This window comes from Rhizobium zaerense, from assembly GCF_051810725.1.
Classification (GTDB): Bacteria; Pseudomonadota; Alphaproteobacteria; order Rhizobiales; family Rhizobiaceae; genus Rhizobium; species Rhizobium leguminosarum_I.
Window position 1 is genome coordinate 2,066,386 of sequence record NZ_CM132690.1, and the last position, 13,429, is coordinate 2,079,814.

Annotated in this window: 16 protein-coding genes and 3 pseudogenes; 16 read left to right on the forward strand and 3 right to left on the reverse strand. The window is 59.3% G+C overall.

Annotated features, from left to right (window positions below; all coding sequences use genetic code 11):
• The 5 genes and pseudogenes from ACS4RR_RS09815 (at position 1) to ACS4RR_RS09835 (ending at position 2,313) form a co-directional block, all read left to right on the forward strand.
• Complete coding sequence (locus ACS4RR_RS09815; RefSeq protein ID WP_456190021.1) at positions 1-672, forward strand: DUF922 domain-containing Zn-dependent protease; 672 nt, start codon at positions 1-3, stop codon at positions 670-672.
• Positions 673-787: 115 nt separating this feature from the next.
• Positions 788-1,139: pseudogene (locus tag ACS4RR_RS09820) on the forward strand (DUF1428 domain-containing protein).
• Positions 1,140-1,152: 13 nt separating this feature from the next.
• Positions 1,153-1,353, forward strand: a pseudogene (locus ACS4RR_RS09825) (YjbQ family protein); the annotation flags it as partial.
• 118 nt (positions 1,354-1,471) lie between these two features.
• Positions 1,472-1,777: a hypothetical protein gene (locus ACS4RR_RS09830; RefSeq protein WP_162119546.1), complete on the forward strand. Its 306-nt coding sequence runs from the start codon at positions 1,472-1,474 to the stop codon at positions 1,775-1,777.
• A gap of 176 nt (positions 1,778-1,953) precedes the next feature.
• On the forward strand, positions 1,954-2,313 hold the full coding sequence (locus tag ACS4RR_RS09835; RefSeq protein ID WP_017965188.1) for a hypothetical protein: 360 nt from the start codon (positions 1,954-1,956) through the stop codon (positions 2,311-2,313).
• Positions 2,314-2,801: 488 nt separating this feature from the next.
• Here the strand turns inward: ACS4RR_RS09835 and ACS4RR_RS09840 are convergent, their stop codons facing one another.
• Positions 2,802-3,542 carry an SIMPL domain-containing protein gene (locus tag ACS4RR_RS09840; protein ID WP_170276370.1) on the reverse strand — a complete coding sequence of 247 codons (741 nt, stop codon included), beginning with the start codon at positions 3,540-3,542 and terminating at the stop codon, positions 2,802-2,804.
• A 188-nt stretch (positions 3,543-3,730) separates the two neighbouring features.
• On the opposite strand from ACS4RR_RS09840, the pseudogene ACS4RR_RS09845 reads away from it, so the two are divergent.
• Positions 3,731-4,176 (forward strand): annotated as a pseudogene (locus tag ACS4RR_RS09845) (GNAT family N-acetyltransferase).
• Positions 4,177-4,273: 97 nt separating this feature from the next.
• Here the strand turns inward: ACS4RR_RS09845 and ACS4RR_RS09850 are convergent.
• The gene (locus tag ACS4RR_RS09850; protein WP_003541569.1) at positions 4,274-4,420 is read right to left on the reverse strand and encodes a hypothetical protein; all 147 of its coding nucleotides are present in this window, start codon (positions 4,418-4,420) and stop codon (positions 4,274-4,276) included.
• Positions 4,421-4,675: 255 nt separating this feature from the next.
• On the opposite strand from ACS4RR_RS09850, the gene ACS4RR_RS09855 reads away from it, so the two are divergent.
• On the forward strand, positions 4,676-4,867 hold the full coding sequence (locus ACS4RR_RS09855) for a hypothetical protein (protein WP_260109093.1): 192 nt from the start codon (positions 4,676-4,678) through the stop codon (positions 4,865-4,867).
• 73 nt (positions 4,868-4,940) lie between these two features.
• On the opposite strand, the gene ACS4RR_RS09860 is transcribed toward ACS4RR_RS09855, so the two are convergent.
• Complete coding sequence (locus ACS4RR_RS09860) at positions 4,941-5,135, reverse strand: hypothetical protein (RefSeq protein WP_017965184.1); 195 nt, start codon at positions 5,133-5,135, stop codon at positions 4,941-4,943.
• A 336-nt stretch (positions 5,136-5,471) separates the two neighbouring features.
• On the opposite strand from ACS4RR_RS09860, the gene ACS4RR_RS09865 reads away from it, so the two are divergent.
• The 9 genes from ACS4RR_RS09865 (at position 5,472) to ACS4RR_RS09905 (ending at position 13,425) form a co-directional block, all read left to right on the forward strand.
• Positions 5,472-6,176 carry an FkbM family methyltransferase gene (locus tag ACS4RR_RS09865; RefSeq protein WP_260109092.1) on the forward strand — a complete coding sequence of 235 codons (705 nt, stop codon included), beginning with the start codon at positions 5,472-5,474 and terminating at the stop codon, positions 6,174-6,176.
• 1,088 nt (positions 6,177-7,264) lie between these two features.
• Positions 7,265-8,059 carry a hypothetical protein gene (locus ACS4RR_RS09870; RefSeq protein WP_456190022.1) on the forward strand — a complete coding sequence of 265 codons (795 nt, stop codon included), beginning with the start codon at positions 7,265-7,267 and terminating at the stop codon, positions 8,057-8,059.
• 347 nt (positions 8,060-8,406) lie between these two features.
• A complete protein-coding gene (locus tag ACS4RR_RS09875; RefSeq protein ID WP_456190023.1) occupies positions 8,407-9,726 on the forward strand; it encodes a tyrosine-type recombinase/integrase in 1,320 nt (439 codons plus the stop codon).
• Positions 9,727-9,849: 123 nt separating this feature from the next.
• The gene (locus ACS4RR_RS09880) at positions 9,850-10,044 is read left to right on the forward strand and encodes a helix-turn-helix transcriptional regulator (RefSeq protein ID WP_456190024.1); all 195 of its coding nucleotides are present in this window, start codon (positions 9,850-9,852) and stop codon (positions 10,042-10,044) included.
• 268 nt (positions 10,045-10,312) lie between these two features.
• A complete protein-coding gene (locus ACS4RR_RS09885; protein WP_456190025.1) occupies positions 10,313-11,362 on the forward strand; it encodes a hypothetical protein in 1,050 nt (349 codons plus the stop codon).
• Positions 11,363-11,503: 141 nt separating this feature from the next.
• A complete protein-coding gene (locus ACS4RR_RS09890) occupies positions 11,504-11,677 on the forward strand; it encodes a hypothetical protein (RefSeq protein ID WP_168306749.1) in 174 nt (57 codons plus the stop codon).
• Positions 11,678-11,937: 260 nt separating this feature from the next.
• Positions 11,938-12,177 carry a hypothetical protein gene (locus tag ACS4RR_RS09895; RefSeq protein WP_130763670.1) on the forward strand — a complete coding sequence of 80 codons (240 nt, stop codon included), beginning with the start codon at positions 11,938-11,940 and terminating at the stop codon, positions 12,175-12,177.
• Between the two features lie 192 nt (positions 12,178-12,369).
• Positions 12,370-12,864, forward strand: coding sequence for a hypothetical protein (locus ACS4RR_RS09900; RefSeq protein ID WP_130794516.1), 495 nt, complete (start codon positions 12,370-12,372; stop codon positions 12,862-12,864).
• 42 nt (positions 12,865-12,906) lie between these two features.
• Complete coding sequence (locus ACS4RR_RS09905) at positions 12,907-13,425, forward strand: hypothetical protein (protein ID WP_456190026.1); 519 nt, start codon at positions 12,907-12,909, stop codon at positions 13,423-13,425.
• The last annotated feature ends 4 nt before the right edge of the window (positions 13,426-13,429 follow it).

Below are 13,429 nucleotides of genomic sequence, written 5' to 3' on the forward strand. Positions count from 1 at the left end.
ATGCATGACGCGTTGAAAGCGGCGAGTGCTCCCGTTAGGTTCGTCCCCAAACAACATTCGGCGGAGCCGTCCGTGACGACAAATTTTCTATCCTATGTGCTTGCGGCGTTTTTCATCTCCGTGCCGGCCGTGGCGCTGGCCGAGTGGCAGGCGGTCGAAGAGGTGCGGCCCTATTCGATATCAGGCACGTCGGGGGCCGGGCTCTATGCATCGATCGGCGAGCGTGGGCCGGAGGCGGGCGGCTTCGGCCGGGCAATCGCGCATACGACATTCAAGCTGACCTGGACCAGGAAATACGAAGCGCAGGGAAATGCCTGCGTTATCGTGACCAACCGGCCGAAGCTCATCATCACCTATACGCTGCCGAAACCATCTGCTGCGCTGCCAGCCGCCGTGAAGAGCAGCTGGGAGGCCTTCATATCAGGCGTGCAGGCGCATGAGCGGGTGCATGGCGAGACCATCAAGGAGATGGTCAATGAGATCGAGACGACGAGCGTCGGCCTCACCATTGCCGACGATCCCGATTGCAAGAAGATCAGGATCGAGCTGACCCGGCGGCTCGGCGAGATCTCCCAGAGACAGCGCCAGCGCGGCCGTGACTTCGACAAGATCGAAATGGGTGACGGCGGCAATATCCAGCAGCTCATCCTCAAGCTGGTCAACGGGCCCTGAATGCCAGGAGGCTGACAAGGGCGCGGCTAACCGCTCGGCAGCGAACTGGACCCGCTTGGCAAGTCTCCTATCTCTTCCGTGATAACCGGGCGCAGACACGCAAAGGAGGAGCGAGATGTCCTATGTCGATGGTTTCATCGTGGCGGTTCCGAAGGCGAATATCGAGGCCTACAAGGAATTCTCGACCTTCGCCGGCTCGATCTGGAAGGAATATGGCGCGCTCGAATATGTCGAATGTCTCGGCGACGACGTGCCCTATGGCGAGCTGACCTCCTTTCCCCGCGCCGTGCAGGCGAAGGAGGATGAGGTGGTGGTGTTTTCCTGGATCGTCTACGGCTCGCGCCAGGAGCGCGACGATATCAATCAAGGTGATGGCCGATCCGAGGCTCAAGGGCGACCAGTGGCAGATGCCGTTTGACGGCAAGCGGATGATCTATGGCGGCTTCGAGACGCTGCTCAAGCTCTGATGCCCCAGGCAGCCCTGCCTTGGGCTGGGTCGTGCATAGGGCCGAGGGGCCAGACGACATGCCGGCGCATATCAAGGCGGCGCTGACCCAGGTCTCGACGGGCATTCCCGTTGCGGAAGGGCGGCTGATGCTCGGCACATGGCAGGGCCTTTATCTTTTCGAACATCGCGACCGCCCGCACCGGCGCGAAATCGTCCTGCATCTCAGCCCGTGAGAGAGTTAATCCTTGTGAATGAAAACTGAATGGGTGGTTCGAACACCGTTCAGTTTGCAGCGTTTACTGTCGAGACAATCCCTGAAGGGAGAGCCTATCAAACCGACGGAGACACTCCATGACGCATTTCCTGGCCAAGGCCTCGCTGGCCGCATTGCTCGCCCTCTGCTCCATGCCGGCCACGGTTTCGACAGCGGCGGCCGCCGGGCCCCAGACGAACTTCGTCGTCGAGGCGCAATATCATCGTCCGATCCGCGGCTGCTCGCCGATCCATGCGGTGAACAAGGCGCGTGATTTCGGTCTGCGCAGAGCCCATATCACCCGCATGTCGCCCCGGGTCGTTGTCGTAGCCGGGCGCGACCGGCGCGGCTGGGACAGGATCATCTTCGCGAATGTCCGCGGCTGCCCGCTGATCCGGCGCTGAGGACAACGGCCGGAGGCGCCGCTGCGGCGCTTCCGGTCCGTTTCTGCCTTGACGCTGACACTTTCAGCCGTCTCTTCTCTCACCTGTATGACTGATTCCCAAATGACGCTTCGGCGTAATGCGGACCAATGGGGAGGGCGGCTCGACCGCCCGACTTTCAAACGAAAAGGTTTTTGATGATGCAGTTTCTGGCAAAGGCGGGTCTTGCCGTCATGCTGACAGCCGGCACCCTGGCCGGCACGGTGGCCCCGGCCGCCGCCCAGTTGAATATCATTATCGGCGAGCCGGACCGTGGTCCGCCGCAGGATTACCGCCGTCCGCCGCCGGGTTTTGATCGTCCACCTCCGGGCTACGGCCGCCCGTCGCGCGGCTGCAATCCGCAGCTCGCCGAAAACCTCGCCCGGGATTACGGCTTTCGTCGCGCCCGGGTCGTCGACATCACGCCACGCCGGGTGATCGTCCAGGGTTGGACGCGTCGCGGCCCCGATGAGATGAGCTTCGCCAATGTCCGCGGCTGCCCCGCTCTGCGCCGCTGATATCAAAGTAGAATGCCGCCTCGTCTCCCCGATGCAGCGGCCACAACCGCCTTTGCCAGTCTCCCCGGATCGGCAAGGGCGGTTTTCTTTTTGTGAAAGTCCTTTTTACAGCGCCGCGCGTCTGGAAAGACGCGCGGCGTTCAGTTTTATGACAACCTCGCTCTTTCCCCGGCGTCATCCTCGGCCCTGTCCACGCCCGTCTGGTTCGCGCCAAGGGCTGCCCCTCACCCTAACCCTCTCCCCGTAAAACGGGGAGAGGGGACGTGCCCTGCGAGGGGCTGGTGGGGAACGGATAGGTCGCGGCGGGGTCCCTTCGCCCCGCGAGCGGGGAGAAGGTGGCGGCAGCCGGATGAGAGGCTGGTCTCGCCGATTTCCAGAGCCAAGATGTCGCGACACTGAACTCTGTTTGTGTCTCAATCCGCAGGAAGTCGGTAGACACTGTCAGCAGTTCGGTGGCCGCGCATCTGAAAAGATGCGCGGCTTTCATTTTACTGCTCGATGGCGAAGGTCACGGTGACGCTGACATTGTAGTTGTTCTCGCCGCCCTGGACGGGAACGGCAGCGTCGGAGGCTTCCTTCATCATCGTGGCGCGATAGACCGGCTGCGGCATCGCGCGCGGCATATTCTCGTTGATCTCGAGAATGCGGCCGAGCTTGACGCCGGCGGCTTCACTCAGCGTCTTCGCCTTCTTGACGGCACTGGCGACAGCATCCTTGCGTGCCTCGTCGATGACGGCGTCCGGCTTGTCGTTGGTAAACTGGATATCGCCGCCCTGGTTGATGCCGAGGCTGACGGACTGGTCGATCACCGCGCCGAGCTTGGCGAGGTCGCGCAGGCGGATGGTGATCGAATTGATGGTCTGGTAGCCGATCAGCTGCGGCTGCTGCTGTTGGCCGTCGACCGGCTGCGGATAGTTGTATTGCGGCTGGATGGAAAAGCCCGAGGTCTGCAGGTCGCGCTCGGCGATGCCGCCGCTCTTCAGCGCGGCAAGCACGTCGTTCATCGCCTTGTTGTTCTCATCGAGCGCTTCGCGGGCGGTTTTCGCCTGTTTGACGACGGCGAGATTGACGACGGCCGTATCGGGAGCGATGGACGATTCGCCGTCGCCGGTCACCGAAATTACCGGCTCGCGCGGTTTTGCCTCCTGCGCGAATGCGGGCGCTGCGGCGGCGGGCGGCAGCGCCAGAAGGGCGGTCATCAGGACAGTTCTGGTATAGTTCGGCGCCATGTTTTCATTCCTTGGTTGTTGTTTCCCTGAACAGCTTTCTGCCGGTTGATTGTGAAGCTATTGCGGCGGAAAAGACAGGCGCATGCGCAGCGAGAGAAAAATGTGTGAGATGCCCGCGTTGGAGCCTAAGCCCCAAGGACGTCCGCCGAGCCGAAACGGCTGGACCGGAACCGACGGCTCGCTATCATATGGCGACCATCGACGACGAGGAGGCACTGTTCGAAACGTTCGATCCCGTCCCGGCCGAGATCGCCACCGCGATTTCCGACGGCATAAGTGCCTTCAACGAGAGCGCTGAGATCAGACGGGGGGCCTTCGCCATCGTCTGGCGGGAGAGTGGAGAGCTTGCCGGCGGGATAACGCGGCTGTTTCCATCTCGGTTCTTTTCATCGGCAATCTGTGGGTCGCAAAATCGCTGTGCCTGAGCGGCATCGGCAGGAAGCTGATGGCGGCGGCGGAAGAAGAGGGCCGCCGCCGCGCCGCCCTCATGGCCTGCGTCGACACGCTCTCGACCCAGGCCCCGGACTTCTATCCGAGGCTCGGATATGTCAAATTCGGCAGGGTCAGCGGGCATGCGGGAGGCCGGCCCGTTGACCGGATTTGGTTCCGGAAGGAATTTTCCGCCGCGGACTGATCAGGAGCCGCAGACGGCTTCAACATCTGATGTCATTTGGGGTGACATGTGAGATCGCTATCGCGGGACGCGGGTCAGCTGATCGCCAATCGTCCGACTAGGCGCCGAAATCGTCCATGAAAGATGGATGGATGGCGGGCTTGCGCTCTTCGCGGGCGTTCCGAATACGCTGGGGAACAGCACCGAGACCGGCGACGAAACGGGTGAGGAGATTGCGGTTGAAAAGTTTCTGTATGGCACTCATGGCAGTTTACTCATTCTTTTTTTTGTTAGCCGGCAGCATATATTTTGCCCAGGCTGCCATAACAATGTGCAATTTTGCATGACAGTTATGTGACGGTGCATGGCTCGGGCGGGGCTGGCCTAAAAGGTGATCACATTGGCGTTAGAAGGGGCCGCCGAGAGCGGTCGGGCGCTATAAATCCTCGTCTGTATCCGCCCTGGCGTGGTAGATTGCCCGCTTGGGGTAAAACTATGCCCTTCCGAAGGAGAAGCTCAGATGAACCGATTTTTCGCATTTATCGCGACCGGAACGCTGATCATTCTTGCCACGATCATTTCGGCTTGCACTTCGTCCGGAAGCCTCGACCAGACGTCGTCGATCGGCGGCGGTTACTATGAGAGCCAGCCGCTTAATCCGGCCTGTGGGGGTGGGTTCAGGCCGAGCGATGGACGTTCTTGTAGCTATTAGAAATCTGCGCCGATCGGGCATGATGCCGCCGGACGAAGCCGTGTGATTCAATCAGACTTCTAATTTCCCGGCGCTAGTAGCTGCATGGGCGATCATTGCCGAATCCATCGCGGCAGGCGGGCCGAAGGGCAAAGTCAGCGCTATGAGCGGTATAGCCGATCGAGCCCGTTTGCATCGAGTCGTTTGGGCTCGTGCTGCAGGCCGATGCCGACATGGCAATGACGAAGACGGCGGTCATGGCCTCCAATAGTTTGCGAGTTTGAAGCATTTCCTCACCCCTCACTGTCCAAAGTGTCCGTATAATCCTGGCAAGTAGGGCCATGGGACGTCCTGATCACTATCGTTGTCGATCAAGATTTTGTTATTGGCTGAAACCCCCTTCGTCAGCGCTCGCTGCCGCGATCATGGTTGCATGGCAACGCCTACAGAAGGGATCCACGGCTAAGTCGGCTTCACCTAAAGAACTAGGCGTGGCGAAATGGCCGCGCAAGGCATCAACTATCGATGATCTAGCCACTGGTTGCCAATTCACCGAAGATGGAAAAATAGGGTCACGCCGCTCGACGAGCGGATAGCGCATGCGTTCGAGTTACCGGGAGCCTACATGCTTCATATCGCCAATATTGCTCCACCTCGGTTCAGGCTATGGACGCGCGCTTCACGAGAATGGCGCCATGGTGAGCCCGAGCTTCGGATCCTCGATAGATTATGCCGTCGGGGCCAGACTGCAATCGATATAGGTGCGAACTACGGTGTCTATTCTTGGTTCCTGTCCAAGTATGCGCGCGATGTCGTCGCCTTCGAACCCCAGCCTAACATGGTCGCTTTTCTGAAGGCTGCGCTTGGTTCGTCGGTTCGGGTCGAGCAGGTCGCACTGTCCGACAGCGCTGGCGTTGCAACGATGCGGATCCCCAGTGATCAGCTCATGGATGGCTGCGCCACGATTGAGGAGCAGAATACGCTATCGACGCAAAGTGTCGAAGAAATTTCCGTTCCAACCCGGCGCTTGGATAGCTATGAGTTCGACACTGTAGGCTTCATTAAGATCGACGTTGAAGGGCACGAACTAAAAGTGCTCGAAGGCGCGGAGGCTATATTGCACCGGGATCACCCAAACCTGCTCATCGAAGCGGAAGACCGGCATCGACCCAACGCCGTCGCCAGTGTGATCGATTATCTTAAGCCGTTCGGATATTCTGCCTATTGCCTGAAAGATCGAAAATTTCGTTCCCTGTCGATCGACGAGGTCCAGAAGGGCTCTTCCGGAACGCCTTACAACTACGTTTTTTCTATCCGCGAGGATCTATAAAGCGCCTTTCGCGTGCCCGGTGCCCACCACCCCTTCATCAGATGCTGTCATGGCGGCAGCCGATGTTTTGCGCCATATCGCCCCTATGGCCCAATCCATGACTGGCCTTCCATAGACCGAGCGAGCGGAGATTGCAGTTGGGCGATTGCGGCCAACTGCCTGCAGCCGGCGGCTCCGCTCTCCCTTCTGACAACACGCCGTGCCGAAAGATGCGGATCAAGGTTGCCTCGGCCACGCCTACAGATGTCGTTTGATTGGACAACGACGATATGGGGAGCCGCAGCCTGTCGAAGGAGTCCCATTCACCCCGGTCGATTGCCGATCTGGAGCAGTAGGAGGCTCATGGGTGCGGCCATCAATCCAGAGCGAAGGTCAAGCCCGGCCGGCGACGAATTCGCCGAGGTAGTAGCCTTTCGCAAAGGAGATAAGGCGGCCGAATAGGCACTCTGCTCGAGGACATCCGCCATCGGCGCCAGCAGCTTGCATTGGCAGAAGGCGCCGTCAGGCTCGGATGCCATATCCGGCGCGCACGGGGTTAGGTCGCATTGAACCCCTTGGGTTCCACGGCAAAAGAACAGCAAGCGGCAACGAACAGGGCTTTGGAAAACAAGGCAGAAGGCCTGTCGCAAGTCCTTCCAACCAGTAGAGAACTTGAGTTTATGGGGAGAACAACCTGCGACAGGGAAATTCTGCAGATATCAGTGGATGCTAAATTACGCCCGTCGAATTGACCTATTACACTTCCAGCGGAGTTGGTACAACGCGAAAGAGTTGATCTTTGAGGGTAATTACGCGTTAGCGGGATATCGGGGTTTTGGCCGTCGCGTTATCAGTATGGAGCAGTGAGGCAGCGGCCGATTGGACCTTACGGACAGGAACTTGCTGGCGGCCTCGCGCAGATCATCGCTCATGCTGACCCCTGCGCTTACGGTATCGACCAGAATGCTTTGGAAAAGTACGTTGACAAATAAACTATTGAATCCGGAGGCACTGCAGTTCATTCGTACTAGTGTGACGTTGATGGCGAAATTGAACGCGCCGCTGTGCACGATCACAAAGGCCGCAGCTAAGTCGCTCGGGTTGCTTCAATGACAAAGGTTACAGCCGCACGGCTCGTCGAAATGGACGATGAGATAGCACGCCTGCAGGCAGCACTCCTAAAGCACGCAGAACGTTTAGCGCGTGGTGAAGAAAGTGAGCAGCCTCAGCCGCCAATCTGGTCGATTGAAGAGCAAAGGGCTTGGTCTGAAGCACTTCAAGCCAAAGTAAGAAACGCAATGATCGTGGCCTGGGGAGGAGAGGCAGCCTACGATGCAGTCGTCTCTCAAGGCGAAGCGATGAGACAGGCTCGCCGCGAGGCGGACCGCTCGATTGCTATTGTTCACGTAACCGTCGTCGAGGAGCTCTTGCGTTCGGCAATTGAACGCTATTTCCCTGGGCGGCATTCTGATCCAGAGATTATTGATCGTCTATTCGACCCGATGCGGTATGGGCCGCTCAACACTTTCACTGCAAGAGTGGATATCGCTTTTGCGTTGGGCATAGTCGGATCAGGCGCCCGCAAAGCCTTGAAGCTAATAGCTGAGATCCGGAACAAATTTGCCCATAAGCTCGAGATACATTCATTTGACCATCCCGATGTGACGAAGTTGATCGACAAACTTAAATATATTGACTTCGCGATTACCGGACCGGACGCCGAAGGCCTAATGCATCTGTGGAATCGGTTACCGAACTCGGAGGTGACGTCTGGAAGCGGATGGCGTGCATCCGACAATCCTTTCGACCATCGGGGAAAGTTTGAGAAGACCTGTGGGTTTCCGCAGCATTCCTTGCGAACGAGCGTGCCGGGATCGACGCACCCAGATCTTCACCAGAAATGAGTACGCCCGGCGAAGGGCGGTTTGTGCGGCTCAGGACAAGACATTCGAATGCTTTTTTGAAACGGAAAATTCCGAAACCTGGTATCAAAATTCCGGGATTTGCGCCCGGCTACACCGGCTGGATTGATACAAGAGGAATGGTGGGCCCGGAGGGACTCGAACCCCCAACCAAGCGGTTATGAGCCGTAGGTGGTTCTGTTTCATCGTGTAGCACCGCGTTTCAGTCTTCACAACATCCCACTGAAAATCTTGATTTATCCGGGCGGTGGTGTTTCACTGCGTATCGCGATGTTTCACCAGATCTCGCGCATTCTGTTGCCCCGACGTTGCCCCAATGGAGATTGCTGTTGCCCCGCGAAAATCTGACCGATAAACGGCTCCAAGCCCTCAAGGCTGCACCCAAGGGAGAGCGGTACGACATCTCCGACGGCATAACGCCGGGTCTCGCGGTCCGTGTGACCGACAAGGGAACGAAGACATTCGTGCTGGTTGCCCGATTTCCGGGAAGCTCGAATCCGACGCGTCGAGCGATCGGCGAATATGGCGCCGTGACGCTGGAGGGCGCACGCGAGACTGCCCGGAAGTGGTTGCAGCTCATTACCCGTGGCATCGATCCGAAGGCGGAAGAGCAGAAGGAGAGGGAGGCGGAAGCTCGCAAGCGTGAAAACACGTTCGAGCGGGTGACGTTGGATTATCTTGCCGATATCCCCACAAGGAAGAGGAATCGCCATGCTGCGCAGGACGAGAAAGAGATCCGGCGCGAACTACTCGACCCGAAGCGCAACAAATTCTTGAAGAAGCCGATTCCCGAAGTCACCGATGCGGATATCGCAGAGCTGATCGGCGCCATTCGCGATCGGCCGGCACCGGGCATGGCCTATAATGTCTGGGGGCACGTCAAGGCGATTTTCTCCTGGGCGATGTGGCCGGAGCGCCGCCAGGGATACGGCCTCACGGCGAATCCGACACAGCATCTGCAGCCGAAGCACTTCAAGCTCACGAAGACGGTCAGCACACGCGTTCTGACCGATGATGAGATCCGCGCCTATTGGGCGGCGGCGGACGCAACGTCTTACCCGCTGGGCCCATTTTACAAGATGCTCATGCTGACAGGCCAGCGGAAAGCTGAGGTTGCCGAAGCGGAGTGGCCGGAATTTGCGGGGGCCAATAGGGCGCTCTGGACGGTTCCTGAGGAGCGCTTCAAATCCGGTCAGTCGCACATAGTTCCTATCGCCGATGATGTTCAGGCGATTCTGAGTTCCTTGCCTCGGTACAAAGGCGAGAAAACAGGCAAGTTTCTTTTCAGCACGACAATGGGATTGAAGCCGATCAACGGCTTCAGTCGAGCAAAAGAAACCTTGGACGCTGCGATGCTTGCCGAGCTGCGCAAGGCCGACCCGGATGCAGAACTTCCTGAGTGGGTTTTCCACGATATCCGCCGGACGGTGCGCACGCGCCTCTCTGGTCTCCGTGTGAATTCGGACGTTGCTGAGATGGTGATCGGTCACGGCAAGACCGGCCTGCGGCGTGTCTATGACCAATACGAATTCGAACCCGAGATGCGTGAAGCTCTTCAGCGCTGGGCTGTAGCCTTGAAGCAAATCGTGGCGCCAACTGGTCCTGAAAATGTCGTCACATTCGAGAAAAGGGCCGGTGACGAAGTGTGATTTTCAGGGCTGATGTTTCACACGATCTCACTGAGTTTCATCGAAGTTCACAACAGGAGGTGCCCGCGGAGTTTGGCTTGAGCGCGATGCCGTCGCATTGCGCAGCAAAAGTTGAGGCAAGCAATGCGGTTCATCTCTTCGGAAGAGCTGAAGGCGAAGGGCGTATCGATATCGAGAGCCACCCTTTGGCGGCTGATCAAGAAGGGTCAGTTTCCCAAGCCAATCAAAACGTCTCCGTCTCGTAACGCCTGGCTGGAAAGCGAGGTGGACGAGTGGATGAGATCTCGAGTGGATGAGCGTGATAGGGTTGCGCGATGACCAGGCGCGACTTCTCTAAGCTCAAGAGCCGGGAGAGTGTTGCGAGGCGAGGGTATGAGCCAGCCAAGGGCGGGCTGCCACTCGACGGCGCGCCGCGGCGCTCGAACACTTCCCGCGCCGATCTCCGAAACGAGGCCAACAGCCTCCTCGATGCGGTGACGATGATCACCCGTTTGTTTCAGTGCCCCACTTGCCGGCTTCAGTTCCGCGCGCGCCAAACGATCGTGCCGGCCGATCCGGTGCTCTGCAAACGCTGCGGGAGGCCGGTATGAGCCGGGCGCCCTTCTTTGCTGTCGATCGGCGCTGCTGGGGCGCTGCATGCGATCTGGGACTGAATGAGGCGGTCGCCTACCTCGTCATCGCCAGCGGTACCGGCGGGGATCAGCGAACATCAAGCTGGTCGGCCACCTCGATCGAGGCTCGAACGGGAATGCATCATCGCCGGGCCACCGGCGCAATCGACAACCTGGTTGGCGCCGGCCTGATGACCGTTGAGAAGCGCGGCAAGAGGCGAAGCTACTTTCTGAAGCCTGCCAACGAGGTGCCGGCCGTTGTCGCGAAGACGATCACGCCGGCGCGCCGCGCCAGGAAAAAATACCACGAGGCACTGGAGGAGCTGGAAAATCCACAATGGATATGGCTTCCCAATGCACTTGTCGAAGGTGCTGCCGACGAGACGCCGCCCGTGAAGCTGCTTCGGCAGTCACAGAACCTCAAGGCTCTCCGCCTGTTCATCGACCTGTATTTCTACCATGACTTGGCCGACTGCGGCGGGGTCGAATGGCATCGCGGCATTGGCATCCGCCAGCCGTTCTCGCGCCGAGAGATCGGCCGGCATGGCATCTATGTGGTGTGGGCTTTTAAGCCGGATCCGACGACAGGAAGTCAGACATACAAAAACGCCCCGTTCTGGTTTGAGGGAGGCTTCTGGGATGCGTGGAACATGCTCCTAAGCGCTGGCTTGGTGGAGTTCGTCGCCCACCTCGTCGAGAGCGATGGCGATGATGCCGAAGTCATTCACCCGCTTCCGTGGGCCAACGGCGAGGACGGCGAGAAGGCCATCACGATCGCCGCGATCGGGGCAGGGCGGCGCATGGCGCCATTCTTCGATGATGAACGTACGACAATGCTCATCCCTGTCTCGAAGCTTCGGCCGGACGTCGAATTGATCGGCATCGCCCGAATGAAATACCGGCCTCAAACCGCCCGCACCAGCGAATGGTTGGCCAAAGCTAATGAGTGGAGAAAGACCGCGCTGGCCTTCGACGAGATGGCGGCCACGGTCGAGGATTCCGGTATCAAAGTAGTATCAAGGTAGGATCAAGGGGATATCAAGGTGGGATCAATGAATACCTATACCCCCGTACTAACATGGCCCTCATAGCCGGGCCGGGCCTAGTCGATCCAGATCGACATCCGACCTTCGGGTCGTAAACTCTCAAGCGATGGAGAAAACGAAATGACCAGATTTGAAGATTGCTTTCCACCCGACATTGTCAGAGCCGTCTATGCCCGTCTCGAGCGCGAGGAGATGCTGAGGAGGGAAGATCCGCGACCGGTTGACAGCAACGTCATCTCCTTCAGTGAATACCGTCGAAAGGCGATGGTTGAAGAGCAGCAGGTGGTGTCTTGAGCGGGCAGGGGAGCGAGCCCCAGCATTTCAGGTGCCGCATCTACTACGGAAGAGGAGAGCCTATAACCGCTTGGTCTGTTTCGGCATTCATGTTGCAAAGTCGTTGAAAATCAGGAATATAGAGTCGTTGATCATGCTTGATGAAGCGCCGCTCTGAAGCCTTTGGGCAACGTGAGGGCAACAAACCAGCTAGGATCAGTGACGTTTTTCGCCGGAGCGATGGCCGGAGAGACCGCGAACTCACAACCGGAGCCTCTCAAATGCTGCCCAAAGTGCCCGCATATCATCGCAATGGCGATGTCGCCGATCTTCCCGAAATCGATGCGAAAGCCGCCGCTGCCAATCACCCCGACGAATGGTCTCTTGAGCCGTGGAGCGCCGGGCAACGGCGTGCCTATGACCTGCAGAAGGCGGAAGAGCGCCAGGCAGCATCGGCAGCCGTGAGAGAACGCGCCGCCGACCAGGTGAACGGGAAGCTGCTTATCCGGTCACCGGCTTAGCCATCGTGGCGCTTGCTGTGGCGGACTGGTGTCCGTCGAGCGGCCCCCACCCCCTTCTTCCTGTCATCGCTCCACAGCGAGGGGGGGTGGGGGCAAAACTCGGCGGTAAATTCCCAGTTCCACCCTCACACGCGCCTCGCACTTACCCGAACACCCGGGCTTGAATTTTTTCACCATCACGAGGAATTCCCAATGCCCCTGTCGAACCCTTCGCCCCTCCCGTCGGTCCTCCCGCACCGCGCGGTTCCGCTCGACGTCGCCACGGCCTTCGCGGCTGGTCAGACGCTGACCGCCTCCGGCTATGTGAACAACACACAGACGCAGGTCGACATCGGAAACGGCTTATGGGAAGGCCGGCTCTCGCTCGAACTGTCCGCCCTCGATCTGTCGTCGAATGATGAGACGTACCGGCTGATGCTGCTCGGGTCGAATGACGCCGCTTTCGGCAATGGCAACGTGGAGATCTTGGCGACCCAAGACTTCGCCGCGGCGTCAGCGGGCCGGCTGCTGCCGACGGTGGCGCCGGCGTCGAACTCGATGCCGCCCTCCGGTCGCTTGTCGGGCCGCTTCGTGGTGCCGGTGACGAACCTCCGCGGGCAGTTCCTGTTCCGGTATCTCCAGCTCTACGCGCTGCTTGGGGGCACCACTCCCTCGATCACGTTGTCGGCCTGGCTGGCGGCGGAGTGACGCCCGATGGCAGTCCGTCACGACAACAGCCCGACTGCGTTGGTGGCCGCCAAGGCCCGTGAGGCGTCGAAGCGTGGCCGTCATAAGCAGTCCGGGCGCGGCTCGGGGCTGACGCCGACGGTGATGACAGCGATCGAGCTTCTCATCTTCGGCAAAAAGGATGATCCGGGCGCCATTGTCAAAATGGAAGACGCCGCTGGCGCTGCAGGCATATCCGGGCGCGCGCTTCGCGCCGCACTGTTGAAGCCGGCGGTGGAGCATTTCTATCAAAAGCAGCTTGCGGCTTATCGGAACGGCGAGCGCGCCGCCAGCATCCGGACCATCGCGCAGATCCGCGACGATAGCGCCCTCAAGGCGACCGCGGCCGGCCAAAACGTCAGGCTGAAGGCGGCGGAGACCCTCGCGTTCGATCGCCCGGAAACACAGGTCAACGTCCAGGTGAACAACACGGTGAACGTGACGCCGGGCTACGTGATCCGCATCGGTGCAGCGAAGGGCAAGAGCCCGCCAACGATCGATGCAAACCCGATCGACGATGAAATCGCCAGCCCAATTCGATAGGAAA

Bases quoted from the DNA above. Each gene is read 5' to 3' on its own strand.
- ACS4RR_RS09890 (WP_168306749.1), top strand. From the start codon at position 11,504: ATGACCAGATTTGAAGATTGCTTTCCACCCGACATTGTCAGAGCCGTC.
- ACS4RR_RS09880 (WP_456190024.1), top strand. From the start codon at position 9,850: ATGCGGTTCATCTCTTCGGAAGAGCTGAAGGCGAAGGGCGTATCGATA.
- ACS4RR_RS09860 (WP_017965184.1), bottom strand. From the start codon at position 5,135: ATGCTTCAAACTCGCAAACTATTGGAGGCCATGACCGCCGTCTTCGTC.
- ACS4RR_RS09855 (WP_260109093.1), top strand. From the start codon at position 4,676: ATGAACCGATTTTTCGCATTTATCGCGACCGGAACGCTGATCATTCTT.
- ACS4RR_RS09865 (WP_260109092.1), top strand. From the start codon at position 5,472: ATGCTTCATATCGCCAATATTGCTCCACCTCGGTTCAGGCTATGGACG.
- ACS4RR_RS09835 (WP_017965188.1), top strand. From the start codon at position 1,954: ATGATGCAGTTTCTGGCAAAGGCGGGTCTTGCCGTCATGCTGACAGCC.
- ACS4RR_RS09815 (WP_456190021.1), top strand. From the start codon at position 1: ATGCATGACGCGTTGAAAGCGGCGAGTGCTCCCGTTAGGTTCGTCCCC.
- ACS4RR_RS09900 (WP_130794516.1), top strand. From the start codon at position 12,370: ATGCCCCTGTCGAACCCTTCGCCCCTCCCGTCGGTCCTCCCGCACCGC.
- ACS4RR_RS09840 (WP_170276370.1), bottom strand. From the start codon at position 3,542: ATGGCGCCGAACTATACCAGAACTGTCCTGATGACCGCCCTTCTGGCG.
- ACS4RR_RS09830 (WP_162119546.1), top strand. From the start codon at position 1,472: ATGACGCATTTCCTGGCCAAGGCCTCGCTGGCCGCATTGCTCGCCCTC.
- ACS4RR_RS09850 (WP_003541569.1), bottom strand. From the start codon at position 4,420: ATGAGTGCCATACAGAAACTTTTCAACCGCAATCTCCTCACCCGTTTC.
- ACS4RR_RS09870 (WP_456190022.1), top strand. From the start codon at position 7,265: ATGACAAAGGTTACAGCCGCACGGCTCGTCGAAATGGACGATGAGATA.
- ACS4RR_RS09895 (WP_130763670.1), top strand. From the start codon at position 11,938: ATGCTGCCCAAAGTGCCCGCATATCATCGCAATGGCGATGTCGCCGAT.
- ACS4RR_RS09885 (WP_456190025.1), top strand. From the start codon at position 10,313: ATGAGCCGGGCGCCCTTCTTTGCTGTCGATCGGCGCTGCTGGGGCGCT.